The organism is Burkholderia sp. BCC1993, assembly GCF_905339865.1.
GTDB lineage: Bacteria > Pseudomonadota > Gammaproteobacteria > Burkholderiales > Burkholderiaceae > Burkholderia.
Window position 1 is genome coordinate 229697 of sequence record NZ_CAJPGZ010000009.1, and the last position, 14308, is coordinate 244004.

General features: G+C 68.7%; 14 protein-coding genes. 11 read left to right on the forward strand and 3 right to left on the reverse strand.

The annotated features are described in order from the left end of the window. Positions 1-130: 130 nt before the first annotated feature. From U4Y91_RS17200 to U4Y91_RS17215, 4 genes are all read left to right on the forward strand, one after another. Positions 131-664: a GbsR/MarR family transcriptional regulator gene (locus tag U4Y91_RS17200; protein WP_006760784.1), complete on the forward strand. Its 534-nt coding sequence runs from the start codon at positions 131-133 to the stop codon at positions 662-664. Between the two features lie 141 nt (positions 665-805). Continuing rightward, positions 806-2059 carry an SDR family oxidoreductase gene (locus U4Y91_RS17205; protein ID WP_321806036.1) on the forward strand — a complete coding sequence of 418 codons (1254 nt, stop codon included), beginning with the start codon at positions 806-808 and terminating at the stop codon, positions 2057-2059. Beyond that, positions 2056-2526, forward strand: a complete 471-nt coding sequence (locus U4Y91_RS17210; RefSeq protein ID WP_124486106.1) for a DUF2269 family protein — start codon at positions 2056-2058, stop codon at positions 2524-2526. Before U4Y91_RS17205 ends, U4Y91_RS17210 begins: the two co-directional genes overlap by 4 nt. 141 nt (positions 2527-2667) lie before the next feature. Beyond that, on the forward strand, positions 2668-3291 hold the full coding sequence (locus tag U4Y91_RS17215; RefSeq protein ID WP_321806037.1) for a glutathione S-transferase: 624 nt from the start codon (positions 2668-2670) through the stop codon (positions 3289-3291). A gap of 65 nt (positions 3292-3356) precedes the next feature. Here the strand turns inward: U4Y91_RS17215 and U4Y91_RS17220 are convergent, their stop codons facing one another. Both U4Y91_RS17220 and U4Y91_RS17225 read right to left on the reverse strand, forming a co-directional pair. After that, positions 3357-4760 carry a serine hydrolase gene (locus tag U4Y91_RS17220; RefSeq protein WP_321806038.1) on the reverse strand — a complete coding sequence of 468 codons (1404 nt, stop codon included), beginning with the start codon at positions 4758-4760 and terminating at the stop codon, positions 3357-3359. Positions 4761-4963: 203 nt separating this feature from the next. Next, the gene (locus tag U4Y91_RS17225) at positions 4964-6151 is read right to left on the reverse strand and encodes a hypothetical protein (RefSeq protein ID WP_321806039.1); all 1188 of its coding nucleotides are present in this window, start codon (positions 6149-6151) and stop codon (positions 4964-4966) included. 289 nt (positions 6152-6440) lie between these two features. On the opposite strand from U4Y91_RS17225, the gene U4Y91_RS17230 reads away from it, so the two are divergent. The 6 genes from U4Y91_RS17230 (at position 6441) to U4Y91_RS17255 (ending at position 11057) form a co-directional block, all read left to right on the forward strand. After that, entirely contained in the window at positions 6441-6860 is a 420-nt protein-coding gene (locus U4Y91_RS17230) for an HIT family protein (protein WP_044848523.1), read from the forward strand. A gap of 256 nt (positions 6861-7116) precedes the next feature. Beyond that, a complete protein-coding gene (locus tag U4Y91_RS17235) occupies positions 7117-7284 on the forward strand; it encodes a hypothetical protein (protein WP_185500310.1) in 168 nt (55 codons plus the stop codon). A 166-nt stretch (positions 7285-7450) separates the two neighbouring features. Next, positions 7451-8110, forward strand: coding sequence for an isoprenylcysteine carboxylmethyltransferase family protein (locus tag U4Y91_RS17240; protein WP_321806040.1), 660 nt, complete (start codon positions 7451-7453; stop codon positions 8108-8110). A gap of 377 nt (positions 8111-8487) precedes the next feature. Next, a complete protein-coding gene (locus U4Y91_RS17245) occupies positions 8488-8931 on the forward strand; it encodes a hypothetical protein (protein WP_321806041.1) in 444 nt (147 codons plus the stop codon). 698 nt (positions 8932-9629) lie between these two features. After that, positions 9630-10466, forward strand: a complete 837-nt coding sequence (locus tag U4Y91_RS17250) for a bifunctional allantoicase/(S)-ureidoglycine aminohydrolase (protein WP_124486110.1) — start codon at positions 9630-9632, stop codon at positions 10464-10466. 321 nt (positions 10467-10787) lie between these two features. Continuing rightward, positions 10788-11057 (forward strand): hypothetical protein, encoded by a 270-nt coding sequence (locus U4Y91_RS17255; RefSeq protein WP_321806042.1) that lies wholly within the window; start codon positions 10788-10790, stop codon positions 11055-11057. Between the two features lie 96 nt (positions 11058-11153). Here U4Y91_RS17255 and U4Y91_RS17260 read toward each other — a convergent pair whose 3' ends face one another. Beyond that, the gene (locus U4Y91_RS17260; RefSeq protein ID WP_321806043.1) at positions 11154-11948 is read right to left on the reverse strand and encodes an aminoglycoside phosphotransferase family protein; all 795 of its coding nucleotides are present in this window, start codon (positions 11946-11948) and stop codon (positions 11154-11156) included. A gap of 240 nt (positions 11949-12188) precedes the next feature. On the opposite strand from U4Y91_RS17260, the gene U4Y91_RS17265 reads away from it, so the two are divergent. Next, positions 12189-14306 carry a PBP1A family penicillin-binding protein gene (locus tag U4Y91_RS17265; protein WP_321806044.1) on the forward strand — a complete coding sequence of 706 codons (2118 nt, stop codon included), beginning with the start codon at positions 12189-12191 and terminating at the stop codon, positions 14304-14306. Positions 14307-14308 lie beyond the last annotated feature (2 nt).

A 14308-nucleotide genomic window follows, 5' to 3' on the forward strand; every position in this document is an offset into this window, starting at 1 on the left:
GCAGGGCGGGAGAGGCGAGCCGCGGCGGCGTTCGCAGTCGCCCGCGGGCGGACCGTCGAGGCAGCCATTCGCGTCGCCGCCCGTTATTTCTCTCTTGACAGAAATAACTGAAAAAACTAAATTTCCCGCCATGGAACTCACACCGATTGCCGAACGATTCATCCTCCACTGGGGCGAAATGGGCTCGCGCTGGGGCGTCAACCGCACCGTCTCGCAGATTCACGCGCTGCTGTACCTGGCCGGCCGGCCGGTTGCGGCCGACGAGATCGCCGAGACGCTCAACGTCGCGCGCTCCAACGTCAGCACGAGCCTGAAGGAACTGCAGGCGTGGCGGCTCGCGAAGGTCGTGCACGTGCTGGGCGATCGGCGCGACCACTTCGAGACGTCGACCGACATCTGGGAACTGTTCAAGCTGATCGTCGAAGGGCGGCGGCAGCGCGAGATCGAACCAACGCTCACGGTGCTGCGCGATTGCCTGACGAGCCCGGAGATCGCCGACGAGAGTCGCGAAACCGAACAGCGCATCCGCGACACGCTGCAGTTCGTCGAGACGCTCACGACCTGGTCGGACGAGATGCTGCGGCTCAAGCCCGACACGCTGATGAAGGCGCTCGGCATCGGCGCGAAGATCAGCCAGACGGTCAGGCGCAAGTCGTCGAAGTAAGCGGTACCGGACGTGCGGGCACGCAGCCCGCTTTTTTTGAAAGTGAAATTTCTGTCTTTACAGAAATAACTGTAGGTAGAGGACGAAAATGAACAGGGCATCGCGATCGACCCGCCGGCATGCCGCACCGCGGAGTGCGACATGAACATCCTCGTCTGCGGCGCGAACGGCTTCATCGGGCGGGCGCTGGGCGCGCGGCTCGAAGCCGGCGGCCATCGCGTGCTGCGCGGCGTGCGGCATGCGGTCGGCCCGCACGACGTCGCGATCGACTTCGCGAAGGACGTCGATCCCGACGCGTGGCTCGCCCGGCTCGACGGCGTCGACGTGGTGATCAACGCGGTCGGGATCCTCGCCGACCGGCGCGATGCGACGTTCGACACCGTGCATCGCGCGGCGCCCGGCGCGCTCTTCATCGCGTGCTGCCGTGCCCGCGTGCGACGCGTGATCCAGATCTCGGCGCTGGGCGTCGAGCGCGGCGACACGCCGTATTTCGCCAGCAAGTACGCAGCCGACACCTTCCTGCGGACGCTGCCGCTCGATTACCGGATCGTGCGCCCGGCGCTCGTCTACGGCGCTTCCGGCACGTCGGCACGGTTCTTCCGGATGCTCGCGAGCCTGCCCGTGCACGCATTGCCGGCGGGCGGCCAGCAACGGCTGCGCCCCGTGCACGTCGACGATCTCGCCGAACTCGTCGCGCGGCTCGTCGTTGCGCCGGCGGCCGGCAACCAGGTCATCGACGCGGTCGGCGGCGACGAAGTCGAGTATCGCGAGATGCTGAGCGTCTATCGCGCCGCGCTGGGCTTCCCGCCGGCGGCGCGCATCGCGCTGCCGGGCCCGCTGGTCGGTGCGGCGGCCGCGCTGCTCGGCGCGCTGCCGGGCGCGATGCTGACCCGCGACACGTGGACGATGCTGCGCGGCGGCAACACCGGCGACCCCGCGGCGCTCGCGGCCGTGCTCGGCCGGCCGCCGCGCGGGCTGCGGCATTTCATCGGCGCGGACGCGGCCGCGCTGCGCCGCGACGCGCTCGCGATGTGGCGGCGGCCGCTGCTGCTGGGCGCGCTCGCGATCGTCTGGATCTGGACGGCCATCGTCAGCGCGTTCATCCATCCGCGGCACGACAGCCTCGCGATGCTCGCCCGCGCGCACCTGACCGGTCTGCCCGCGCTGATCGCGCTCTACGCGGCCAGCGCGCTGGACTTCGCGTTCGGCGTGGCGACCGTCGTCGCGCCGTCCCGCCGGCTGTGGGCCGCGCAAGGCGCGCTGATCGTCGCGTATTCGGCCGTCATCGCGGTCACGATGCCCGGCCTGCTCGCCGAGCCGTTCGGCCCCGTGCTCAAGAACGTGCCGATTCTGGCGATCCTGTTGATCCTCTTTTCAGAAGAAGAACACGCATGAACACCTATCTCGTGATCAAGACGCTGCATATCCTGTCCTCGGTGCTGATGGTCGGCACGGGTTTCGGCACCGCGTTCTATCTGTTCTTCGCGAACCGCACGCGCTCGGTGCCGGCGATTGCCGCCGTGTCGCGCCTCGTCGTGCGCGCGGACTGGTGGTTCACGACGCCGGCCGTGCTGTTCCAGCCCGCATCCGGGCTGTGGCTCGCGCATACGGCCGGCTGGCCGTGGACGACGCCATGGCTGGTTGCGTCGATCGTGCTGTATGCGGTCGCAGGCGCGTGCTGGCTGCCGGTCGTATGGCTGCAGATCGAACTGGCCGCGATGGCGAAGCTCGCGCATGCGAACGGCGCTGCCGCGCTGCCGGAACGGTACTGGCGCTATGCGAAGCGCTGGGAGCTGCTCGGCTATCCGGCGTTCTTCGCGATGCTGAGCGTTTATTTCCTGATGGTGCTCAAGCCGATGTGAGCGAGGCAGCGGGGCCTGCAACAGCGATTTCGCCTGACGCGCTGTCGATTCTCGCGGGCTCGTGTATAACTTCGACGGGAGCGCGTCCGGGCCGTGTCGCGCATCCCGAACGCTTCGCATTCGACCTCACAAGGAGCCTGCATGCTGCACATCCTCGGCAAGATCCCGTCCATCAACGTCCGCAAGGTGCTGTGGCTGTGCACCGAACTGAACCTGCCGTTCGAACAGGAAGACTGGGGCGCGGGCTTTCGCACGACCAACGACCCGACCTACCTCGCGCTGAATCCGAACGGCCTCGTGCCGGTCATCAAGGACGACGACTTCGTGTTGTGGGAGTCGAACACGATCATCCGCTATCTCGCGAACCGCTATGGCGGCGACGCGCTCTATCCGGCCGAGCCGCAGGCGCGCGCGCGGGTCGATCAGTGGATCGACTGGCAGGGCACGGACCTGAACCGTTCGTGGGTCGGCGCGTTCCTCGGCCTCGTGCGCAAGTCGCCCGATCACCAGGACCCGGCGGCGATCGCGCAGTCGATCGCGGGCTGGACGAAGCACATGCAGATACTGAACGCGCAGCTCGAAGCGACCGGCGCGTTCGTGGCCGGCGACCGCTTCACGCTCGCGGACATTCCGATCGGCCTGTCGGTGAACCGCTGGTTCGGCACGCCGTTCGAGCATCCGGATTTCCCGGCAGTGAAGCGCTACATCGAGCGCCTGGCGACGCGCGAAGGCTTCAAGCAGTACGCGGGCAGCGCGAACCCGTAACGCATCGCATGTCGCGCGCGGCGCGGCGGCGTGATTGCCGCCGCATCGCCGCCGCGCCGCGGCCGTCACGAGCCCGATGCCGGCACGGCCTCGAGCACGCGCGCGAGAAACGCCTCGTGATTCCATGCGGATTCCGGCCGCGACAGCCCGAGCCGCACGACCACCAGCTCGCGGCTCGGCACCACGCTCACGAACTGGCCTTCATGGCCGACCGCATGAAACGCGTCGACGGGCAGCGGGCTCGCGTGCGCATCGCGATCGTTGAACGGCTCCGGCACCTTCACCCACAGATGCGCGCCGAATTCCTGGTGCGTCGACAGCGGCGTCGCGCGCGTCAGGTAGCGCACCCAGCCTTGCGGCAGCAGCCGCTGCCCGTCCCACACCCCGTCCTGCCGCAGAAGCTCCCCGAAGCGCGCCCAATCGCGCGCGCTCGCATACATGAACGACGCGCTGCCGAGCGTGCCGGCCGCATCGGGCTCGAACACCGCGCTGCGCATGCCGAGCGGCGCGAACAGCGCGCGGCGCGGAAACGCGAGGTAGTCGCCCTCGGTGCCGCCCATCGCCTCGCGTATCACGCGCGCGACGATCGCGCTCGTGCCGCTCGAGTAGTACCACTGCGTGCCGGGCTGCGCGGCGAGCGGCATGGCCGACGCGAAACGCGCGGTGTCCGGCTGCGTGAACAGCATCACGGCGACGTCGGACAGCGGGTCGTCGTAGTCCTCGTTGAATTGCAGGCCGCTCGTCATCCGCAGCAGCTCGTCGAGCGTGATCGCCGCGCGCGGATCGCCGCTGTCGCGCCATTCGGGCAGCAGCGCCGACGCGTCCGGCGACAGCTTGCGCTGCGCGACGAGCATGCCGGCCAGCGCGGCCGTCACGGTCTTCGTCATCGACCAGCCGGGCAGCGGCGTGTCGGCCGCGAAGCCGGGCGCATAGCGTTCGCCGATCACCTGGCCGCGCCACATCACGACGACCGCGCGGGTGCGCCGCGGCCGCGCCGGGTCGGGTTCGTCGAACGCGCGGTCGAGCGCGGCCTGCAGCTTGCGTGCGTCGATGCCGGCGGGCGGGGCGGCCGGCGCCGCTTCGTGCGCGGGCGGCGGATCGGAGACGGGCGGCAGCGCGGCCGGCAGTACGCCGGGCGACGGTCCGAGCGCGAGCGTGCAGCCGAGCCCGGGCCGGAAGTCCGCCTCGCGTTGCGCGAATCCGGCGAAGGTCGCGACGGCGCGATGATGCTCGGGATCGATCGACGGACGCACCAGCTTCAGCAGCGGATGCACGCCGGCCATGATGTCGACGTCGATCACCGACGCGGCCGGACGGCCCGACACGAACACGCCGGAACACAGCGCCTTCGCGGCATAGCCCGTCGCGATCGGCGCGAGCCGCGACAGCATGTAGCCGGTATAGCCGACCGCGGCGACGAGCGCGACGGCGGCACCGCGCAGGATCAGCGATTTGAAGGGGATCGTCATGCGCGAGCGTCCTCGGTGGCGTGCCGGCCGGCAACGATGGCAACGATCCGGCAGTGTCGCAGGTTCGGGCGAGCGGTGGCAATCGCGGGGGCGGGTGACGCCGGGCGGCGTCGGTCAGGCGGCATGGTGCCCGGCGTCTGCGAATCGCATGTGTCGATCGCGCAGGTTCGAACGGGCCGCATGCGGCCCGTTCGCGTGATGCGTCATTGTGCGTTGTCGTTGTCCGAACGCAGAGTCCAGACCGTCGCGGTATTCGTGTTGTCGTCGACGGCCGCGAATTCCGGCTGGCCTTTGCTGCCGCGCCCGAACGCGAGCCCGAATGCCGCGCCCGGCACGGTATCGACCTGCATCTGCGCGACGAAGCGCCCGTCCACCGTGAATTCGACGATCTCGCTCGGTTGCAGCGGGTCGGGGTTGACCGCGTCGCCGTTCGCGGTCACGAGATGGCCGTTCGGCGCGAGCGCCAGCGCGAGCGGGCCGTGCAGGTGCGCCGCATCGAAGTAGATCATCCGTCCGACGCCGCCGTTGCGATTCGTCGTCGCGGCATTCTGGATCGCGAACACCGCGTTGTCGCCGGTCGAGGCGACATACAGGACGTCGATGTTGGGATCGTACGCGAGGCCGGTCGGGCCGACGACGAGCGCAGCGGGATCGGTCCGGTTTACGTAGCCCGACGCGATGATCCGCGAGCTCGGCAGCATCCTGACGCCGTCGCTGCCGATCATCAGCTCGATCCGTGCGACCGTCCCGTTCAGCACGTTCGACACGAACGCGGTCACGCGCTGGCCGCGGTCGATCACGGTCATGTCCCACGGTCCGTCGAGCAGTGTGCTGCTCGACAGTTGCGTGACGAGATTGCCTTGCGGACCGATGACGAGCAGCGAGCCCGGGGGGACCACGGTCTTGCCGTCCGGTGCCGGCACGTTGCCGACCAGCACGAAGCCGCTGCGCAGCACCGCGAGGGCGGTCGTCAGGCCGAGATTGCTGCCCTGGAAGAACGTTGCCGGCGTCTTGCCGGGCGACAGCTTGACGACCGTCGTGCCGGTGCCTTGCGTGTTCGATGCCGCGTTGAAGTTGGATACGACGACGTCGCCCGGTTTCAGCGTGCTCCAGCTCGGCACGCCGCGCGGCACGAACGCGATGCCGTACGGATTGACGTCGCCGTTGGCGGGCACGGTCGACGCCGTGACCGACGAGACCGGCAGGATGGAATTGCCGCCGCCGGCCCACGCGAAAGCCGACGACAACGCGATCAGCCCCGCGCCGCAAGCCGCGCGGCATAGCGTGCGCGCCATCGTGCGGCAGGCGTGGGCGAGGATCGGCGGGTGAACGGCAAACGCGGCGGCAAACACGGGCGGGGCGGGCGAACGACAGGAGGGGAGAGGGTCCATGGCATGACTCCGGTTGATGATCGCGAGCAGTCATCCCGGCTGCCGGCCTGCGCAGCGCACGGATGTCCGGCGCGGATCCGCAGTCTTGCCGTGCGAATCCGCACTCCGAATAAACGGATCGCGACGGCCGGATATTCCATCCGGCGACGGGCATTGCGCGCGAGCCGGCGCGCATTGTTCGCCGCCACGGCGACACGGCCTGACAAGTTGAAATCCGAACCGCCGTCGGCCGATAATCGTCCGGCATCGTTCCCAGTCAAACCGCAATCGCAAACATCGGAAAACGCCCATGTCCTACGACAACAACAACCCGTTCGCCCGGATCCTGCGCGGCGAACTGCCGTGCGTGAAGGTCGCCGAAGACGACGCGACCCTCGCGATCATGGATCTCATGCCGCAGGCCGACGGTCACGTGCTCGTGATCCCGAAGGAGCCGGCCGCGCAGATCTTCGAGCTGTCCGGCGACGCGGCCGCGGCCGGCATCCGCATGACGCAGCGCGTCGCGGCGGCCGTGCGCGCGGCGCTCGGACCGGACGGCGTGTTCATCGGCCAGTTCAACGGCGCGGCGGCGGGCCAGACGGTCCCGCACGTGCATTTCCACGTGATTCCGCGCTGGGAAGGCGTCGAGCTGCGGATGCATGCGCGCGACATCGCCGATTCGGCGACGCTCGAATCGGTCGCCGAGCGGATCCGCGCGCGTTTCGTGTAACGCGTAGACGGCGCGTGGTTCGGGCGGCGCCAGCGGGCGCGTGCCGCGACGCCGTGCGCACCTGTTTCAGCGGTCACACCACGTAACACGTGTAACCGCTCGCGAAACGTGTCCCGGTGGCCCCGGCGCTAGACTCCGCGCATTGCTGCATCGAGCGACGGGAAGGGCCGGTTGTCTCTTCCGTGCCGGCCGTCGCAGGCTGCGACGGCGTGGCTTTCGCGAGATGCAACGTGCCCTCTTCGCCGGGAATCGAGCCATGTACAAAATCCTCATCACGTTTGCGCTGATCGGTGGCCTGTCCGGCTGCTACGTCGCGCCGCCTTACGGCTACTACGCGCCCGCGCCGGCCTACTACGGCTATGCGCCGGCCTATTACGCACCGCCCGTCAGCGTCGGGATCGGCGGCAACTTCCGCATTCGCTGACCGGGCGGCAGGCGCGGGCGCCGCCCGCACGTCGAGCGGCCCCGTCGTTCGACGCTTGGCCGCCGCTTCCCGCAGGGACGACTCGCGCGCCGCATGACGGCGCGCGTGCGCATTGCCCACCCGGGTTCCTATACTTCACAGGAAAGCCCACTCCGGCGAGGCAGCCATGGCCGTTACGCGCAAGGTCGCAATCGTGGCGAGCGTCTCCACGCTCGTCTATCTCGGGCTCGCCGTGCTCGGCATCGGCGGGTTCGCCGCCTTCTTCTCGCATCCGCAACTGACCGTCATTGCCGTCGCGACGCTCGCGCTGGCCGTCGCCGCGTTGTTCACCGAAGGCAACCTGAGCGCCGGCGAACGCGAGAACCGCGACAACCGCTGGGTGCTCGCGGCCTTCGCGGCCAGCGGGTTCCTGCTCGCTTACCTGCCCGCGCTGACCGACCGGCTCGACGTATGGACCTTCGGCGGCGACACCGTGCGCTGGACCGGCGTCGTGCTGTACGTCGCGGGCGGCGTGCTGCGCATCTGGCCCGTGTTCGTGCTCGGCAAGCGCTTCAGCGGGCTCGTCGCGATCCAGCCGGGCCACACGCTGGTGACGGACGGTATCTATCGGAGAATTCGCAACCCGAGCTATCTCGGCCTGCTCGTCAATGCGGCCGGCTGGGCGTGCGCGTTCCGCTCGGGCGTCGGGCTGCTGCTCGTCGCGCTGACGATGATCCCGCTGGTCGCCCGCATCCGTTCCGAGGAAGCGTTGCTGCGCGCGCAATTCGGCGCCGAATACGACGCGTACTGCGCGCACACGTGGCGGCTGCTGCCGGGCGTGTACTGACCCTCGTTCGTCCTGGATGGCCCGGTCGATCCCGGCCGGCCCGTGGCGCACCCGCGATGTGTTGCCACGTGTGTCCGAACCCGCGCGACGGGCGCTTCCGGCACCGCCTTCGGGTGCGGCCGGCCCACGGCCGGAGCCCCTGCCGGCGGGCTTCGCCGGCGGTATTCGGCAACCTTTTCCGGTCCTGTTCCGGTAAACAACTTGTTACCAGAATGTCGACGGCAAGGGGGCGCGACCGGTGCTATTCTTCGCCGCAAGCTCATTGAAATGAATTGGTCCGGGTTTCGGCACAATGCCGGCATCGACGTCGATCGATTCAGATCGTCGTAACGAGCGGACCTTCAATAACCAGATTGCGAACAAGGAAGAATACGGGAATGTGGAAGAAAATCGCCCCCGCTCTCGTCGTCGCCGTGCTGACCGGCGCGACCGCACTGCCGGCAATGGCCGGTGACATGAACAATGCGCTTGGCGGCGCGCTCGGCGGAGTTGCCGGCGCAGCGGTCGGCGGCGCAGTCGGCGGCAGCACGGGCTCCGTGATCGGCGGCGCGATCGGCGGCGGCGCGGGTGGTGCCGTGACGTCGAACCGTCGCGAACGCACCGGCGCGATCATCGGCGGCGCACTCGGCGGCGGCGCGGGTACCGCGGCCGGCAACGCGATGGGCGGCCGCACGGGCGGCCTGCTGGGCGCGGCCGTCGGCGGCGGCGCCGGCGCGGCGCTCGGCGGCAACATGTCGCGCAACTCGTACGATCGCGGCGGCGATTATGGCGATCGCGGCCATCGTCACCGCAAGCATCGCCACCACCGCGACTGGGACTGATCGCCGCGGGCGCGGCACGGTGCGCGGTTCGCGCACCGGCGCGCCCGACGCGTCGGTACCCGATCCGACAGCCGGCCCGGCAGCTTCAGCCGGGCGGCCGTCGCCGGCAAGACCGGCGGCATCCCCACTTCGGCAGTTCATGCCCAGCCTCGTTCGACGGGTTGGCGCCCTCTCTCCCGCCTGACTTTTCCCGCTTGTAGACGGCATCTCCCGTTGCATCGACATGCAGCCGGGCAGCTTCGGCCAACCCTAATTCGATATCGCTGATCGACGCGTTGCCGTCCGGTCATCAGGATTTCCCTGATGCGCCGACGCATCCGCGGCACGCGTTCGCCGGCCGTCGCGCACCCCGGCGGGTAGTGGGAAATCGAATGGATGGCATCGCAACATTTAATTGGTCGATCCGGATCGACTTCGCTATCGTCAACGCTGCCCGCGTACGGAATCGAACCGTGCCGTCCCCCGTGCCCCGCCGCATGACCCCGAGGGTCCGCGGCCCGGCCGCCGGACGCGCAAGCATGGGTCGCCCCGCCAGTTGAACCGGATGGGCCCGTCGCGAAGCTGGCCGACCGAACGAAGGCGCCCGCGCTTTCAAGCCACCCCGGCAACGATGTCCCGCCGCCGCACGCGTGCCCCACGCGCGTGCCGCGCCTGCCGTTGCGACCCGGGGCCGGACCAACCCATTGCCTGGATGCTTTATGTCTAAGACAACGTATTACGCGCCGCATGGCGGCCACCCGCCGCAGACCGATCTGCTGACCGATCGCGCGATGTTCACCGAGGCGTACGCGGTCATTCCGAAGGGGGTGATGCGCGACATCGTCACGAGCTGGCTGCCGTTCTGGACCAGCACGCGCCTGTGGGTGATCGCGCGTCCGCTGTCGGGTTTCGCCGAAACCTTCTCGCAGTACATCGTCGAAGTGAACCCGGGCGGCGGCAGCGACAAGCCCGAGCAGGACAAGAACGCCGAAGCCGTGCTGTTCGTCGTCGAGGGCGAGGCCGAGCTGACGCTGCAGGGCAAGCAGCACACGCTGAAGCCGGGCGGCTACGCGTTCATTCCGCCGGGCGCCGACTGGACGCTGCACAACGTCAGCGATGCCGCCGTGCGTTTCCACTGGATCCGCAAGCACTACCAGGTCGTCGACGGCATTCCGCTGCCGGAAGCGTTCGTGACCAACGAGCAGGACGTCGAGCCGATCCCGATGCCGGGCACCAACGGCGCATGGGTGACGACGCGCTTCGTCGACATGAGCGACATGCGTCACGACATGCACGTGAACATCGTGACCTTCGAGCCGGGCGGCGTGATTCCGTTCGCCGAGACGCACGTGATGGAGCACGGCCTGTACGTGCTCGAAGGCAAGGCCGTCTATCGCCTGAACCAGGATTGGGTCGAGGTGGAAGCGGGCGACTTCATGTGGCTGCGCGCATTCTGTCCGCAGGCATGCTATTCGGGTGGCCCCGGCCGCTTCCGTTACCTGCTGTACAAGGATGTGAACCGTCACATGAACCTGACGCTGAATCCGGCGCGTTAAGCGTCGCGCGCGTTGGATCGGAAAGCCCGCTGGCCTGTGCCGACGGGCTTTTTTTCATTGTGATGACCCGTCCTTGACCCGTCCGGAAACAGATTGACACTTTTTGCGGACCCGAAGAAGTGCCGGATGGAGCAAGGAATCGAGCGGAAGCAGAATCAGTCGCTAAACCGAAATCGGGCCCGCTACCGCGCGGCCTCTACTACATTGTCGACAGACAGACTGGCGGTCGCTTGGGATGGCTCTATGATTTCGCGCGCACGGCGCAACGGTTCCGATTCCGGGCACCACCATCAAGGCATATGGAATCGTCGAGGTCAGGAAATGAAAGCGGTCCGCTACAGCATCAATGTTCTTGCAACGGGCGCTCTCGGCGTGCTGCTCGCGCGTTGGTTCGTCCGACTTCCAATCGAGACGTCGATTCCGTCAACTATCGAATCGGTGATGGCGCTTTTCGGTGTCGACACGATCGCACATGCCGATGAGGTTGAAGGAATCTGGCTCCTTCTCGTCCTCGGGGCGTGTCTCGGTATCGCCGGTCTGATCGTATGGGGCGCGAATCGGTTGATGCGGCGATCGACGCGCCCCGGTTGACCGATGACATTCGCACGAATCAACTCGTCCATCTGACGCGGACATTTTTTCGGGCCAAGCGATGCGATGTGGCCGGCGCGGCAGTGCGCTCGCGCACTACAGACCCACCGCATTCGCGGCCAGCCTCGCGACCTCCAGCCGCGTATCGGGCGGCAACTCATCTTCCATCAACCAGACCGCCGACAAGCCCGCCCACGCGAGGATCCACTGCAGCAGCCGGCGCCGCTCGAGTTGCGCTGTCTCGGCGACGAGCACGACGCGACGCTCGAAGCGCGCGGGATCGATCGCGAGGTCGTGCGCGGGATTGCAGAACAGGTTCGCGTAGTCGAACGCGCGGTCGCCGCGCAACCCCTTCGGGTCGATCGCGAGCCAGCCGCGATCGCCGAAATACAGCAGGTTGCCGTGATGGATGTCGCCGTGCAGCACGACGTCGTCGACGGGCGGCACGGCCAGCAGCCGGTGCGCCGTCTCGGCCGAACGTCGCAGCACGTCGTCGTCCGTGTCGTGCGACAGCAGCGCATGGAACGATTCAGGGAGCGGCACGACCGCGGGCGTTGCCGGTGCGCGATGCGCATGCAGCCGCGCGACCACGCGGCATGCGATCCGGATCGCGTCGTCGTCGTGGCCCGCGGCGGACAGGCCGGCGAGCGTCGGCGCCGGCTGCGCGCGTTCGAGCAGCACCGCGTCGCTATCGTGCAGCCACACACGCGCGGCGCCATCCCCGTTCCACCAGGTCATCAGCGCATTGCCGCGACGCTCTTCGTCGCACGTCGCGACTTTCAGCATTGCCGGCCGCGTGCGCCAGACGACCGGCAACAGGCCGCCGCTCGCGATCAGGATCGGGCCGCCGTCGGGAGCGAGGCCCCACAGGTCGAGGTATCGATCGAACATCCGACGATGGTACAAGCGAACCGGCTCGCGCGCCCGGTGCGCTCGGCCGTGACGACATGCCATAGGCCCGCATGCACCGCGTGAACGGCCCCGGCGCGCTTTCCTAAATAAAATTTAGCCAGCCAAACTTTGGCTAAAGAATATTCCGGTTTCGCGCCATCCCTTCGACAATGCGCGCCTTTCGCGACGATCGGCGCCGCTCGCGCGCCGGCCGTCGCGGCACTGAAGAAGGAGCCCGACATGACGGACCCCACCGCCAACCCATCGCCGCCGTCCGCGCCGCCGTCCGCGCCGCCACGCCGCCGCCGAGCATGGCGCATGCTCGCGGGCGCGTTGCTCGGCGTGACGCTCGCGTGCGCGGGCATCGGCGCATGGACGATTCACCGCATCTGGACGCAACTGCCGTCCGTCGAACATCTGGCCGCCTACCGTCCCGCGCTGCCGCTGCGGATTTTTTCGCGCGACGGCGACCTGTTGGCCGAGTACGGCGTCGAGCGCCGCGAGTTCGTGCCGCTCGAACGCATTCCGCTGCTGATGCGCCACGCGCTGCTCGCGGCCGAGGACGCGAAGTTCTACCAGCACGGCGCGATCGACGTCGGCGGCCTCGCGCGCGCGACCTTCGCGAACGTCGTGACCGGGCAGCCGGGGCAGGGCGGCAGCACGATCACGATGCAGGTCGCGCGCAACTTCTACCTGACGCGCGACAAGGTGCTGAGCCGCAAGCTCGCCGAGATCCTGATGGCCATCAAGCTGGAGCGCGAATACGGCAAGGACAAGCTGCTCGAGCTGTACATGAACCAGATCTATCTCGGCGAGCGTGCTTACGGTTTCGCGGCGGCCGCGAACGTGTATTTCGGCAAGCCGCTCGACGCGCTGAGCGCGGGCGAGGCGGCCGTGCTCGCCGGATTGCCGAAGGCGCCGTCCGCGTTCAACCCGGTCGTCAATCCGGCGCGCGCGACCGCGCGGCGCAACTACGTGCTCGGCCGCATGCATGCGCTCGGCGAACTCGACGATGCGACCTATCGCGCGGCGGTCGACATGCCGATCGCGCTGGCGACCACGCCGCCGCCCGGCATCGTCGCGGCGCCGTACGTCGCGGAGCGCGCGCGCCGGATGATGGTCGAGCGCTTTCACGACGACGCCTATACGCTCGGCCTCGACGTGACGACGACGATCTCGATGCGCGACCAGCGCGCGGCCGAGGCCGCGCTCGGGCGCATGCTGCGCCGCCAGCCCGGCAAGCGCGATGCGCGCAACGGGCTCGAAGGCGCGCTCGTGTCGCTGGATGCGGCGACGGGCGACATGCTCGCGCTCGTCGGCGGCGCGGATTTCGACCGCAACGTGTTCGACCATGCATTGCAGGCGTATCGCCAGCCGGGGTCGAGCTTCAAGCCGTTCGTCTATTCGGCGGCGCTGGAGAAGGGCTACTTCCCGGGCGTGCTGGTCGACGATACGCAGCGCACGCTCACGCATGCGGAAACCGGCGCGCGGCCGTGGCGTCCGCGCAATTTCGGCAACCGCTACGAGGGCTTCATCCCGGTGCGGCGCGGGCTCGTGCGCTCGAAGAACCTCGTCGCGGTCAACCTGATGCAGGCGGCCGACGCGCGCTACGTGCAGCAGCACGCGGTGGGCTTCGGTTTCGACGCGCAGCGCAATCCGGCGGCGCTGCCGCTCGCGCTCGGCGCGGGCGCCGTGACGCCGCTCGAACTCGCGAGCGCGTACGGCGTGTTCGCGAACGGCGGGATGCGGATGGTGCCGCGGCTGATCCTGTCGGTGAAGCAGCGTCATGGCGGCGCGCTGTACGACGCGTCGGCGCCGGACGGCACGCGCGTCGTGTCGGCGCGCAATGCGTTCGTGATGGACAGCATGCTGCGCGACGTCGTGAAGGCCGGCACCGCGCGCGGCGCGCTCGCGCTGCGTCGCGACGACGCGGCCGGCAAGACCGGCACATCGAACGGCTCGAAGGACGCGTGGTTCGCCGGCTATTCATCGGGCATCGTCGCGGTCGCGTGGCTCGGCTACGACACGCCGCGCACGATGGGACGCGCGACCGGCGCGACGCTCGCGCTGCCGGTATGGCTCGACTACATGAAGACGGCCGTCGACGGACGCACGCCGGTCGATGCGACGCCGCCGCAGGACGTCGCGCTCGTCGACGGCGATTTCGTGTACGCCGAATACACGCGCGGCACCTGCACCGCCGACATGCCGCCGTTCGTCCGCAGCCGTTTTGCCTGTGGCGCTGCGCCGGCGCCCGATGCGCCGTACGAGCGCGGCAAGCCCGACGAGCCGATGCCGGCCGCCGTCGACGCGGCCGAGCGCGAACGCGTGCTCGACCTGTTCCGTACCGAAGACTGAGG

Coding starts and splice junctions, on each gene's coding strand:
- U4Y91_RS17200 (WP_006760784.1), top strand. CDS start 131: ATGGAACTCACACCGATTGCCGAACGATTCATCCTCCACTGGGGCGAA.
- U4Y91_RS17205 (WP_321806036.1), top strand. CDS start 806: ATGAACATCCTCGTCTGCGGCGCGAACGGCTTCATCGGGCGGGCGCTG.
- U4Y91_RS17210 (WP_124486106.1), top strand. CDS start 2,056: ATGAACACCTATCTCGTGATCAAGACGCTGCATATCCTGTCCTCGGTG.
- U4Y91_RS17215 (WP_321806037.1), top strand. CDS start 2,668: ATGCTGCACATCCTCGGCAAGATCCCGTCCATCAACGTCCGCAAGGTG.
- U4Y91_RS17220 (WP_321806038.1), bottom strand. CDS start 4,760: ATGACGATCCCCTTCAAATCGCTGATCCTGCGCGGTGCCGCCGTCGCG.
- U4Y91_RS17225 (WP_321806039.1), bottom strand. CDS start 6,151: ATGGACCCTCTCCCCTCCTGTCGTTCGCCCGCCCCGCCCGTGTTTGCC.
- U4Y91_RS17230 (WP_044848523.1), top strand. CDS start 6,441: ATGTCCTACGACAACAACAACCCGTTCGCCCGGATCCTGCGCGGCGAA.
- U4Y91_RS17235 (WP_185500310.1), top strand. CDS start 7,117: ATGTACAAAATCCTCATCACGTTTGCGCTGATCGGTGGCCTGTCCGGC.
- U4Y91_RS17240 (WP_321806040.1), top strand. CDS start 7,451: ATGGCCGTTACGCGCAAGGTCGCAATCGTGGCGAGCGTCTCCACGCTC.
- U4Y91_RS17245 (WP_321806041.1), top strand. CDS start 8,488: ATGTGGAAGAAAATCGCCCCCGCTCTCGTCGTCGCCGTGCTGACCGGC.
- U4Y91_RS17250 (WP_124486110.1), top strand. CDS start 9,630: ATGTCTAAGACAACGTATTACGCGCCGCATGGCGGCCACCCGCCGCAG.
- U4Y91_RS17255 (WP_321806042.1), top strand. CDS start 10,788: ATGAAAGCGGTCCGCTACAGCATCAATGTTCTTGCAACGGGCGCTCTC.
- U4Y91_RS17260 (WP_321806043.1), bottom strand. CDS start 11,948: ATGTTCGATCGATACCTCGACCTGTGGGGCCTCGCTCCCGACGGCGGC.
- U4Y91_RS17265 (WP_321806044.1), top strand. CDS start 12,189: ATGACGGACCCCACCGCCAACCCATCGCCGCCGTCCGCGCCGCCGTCC.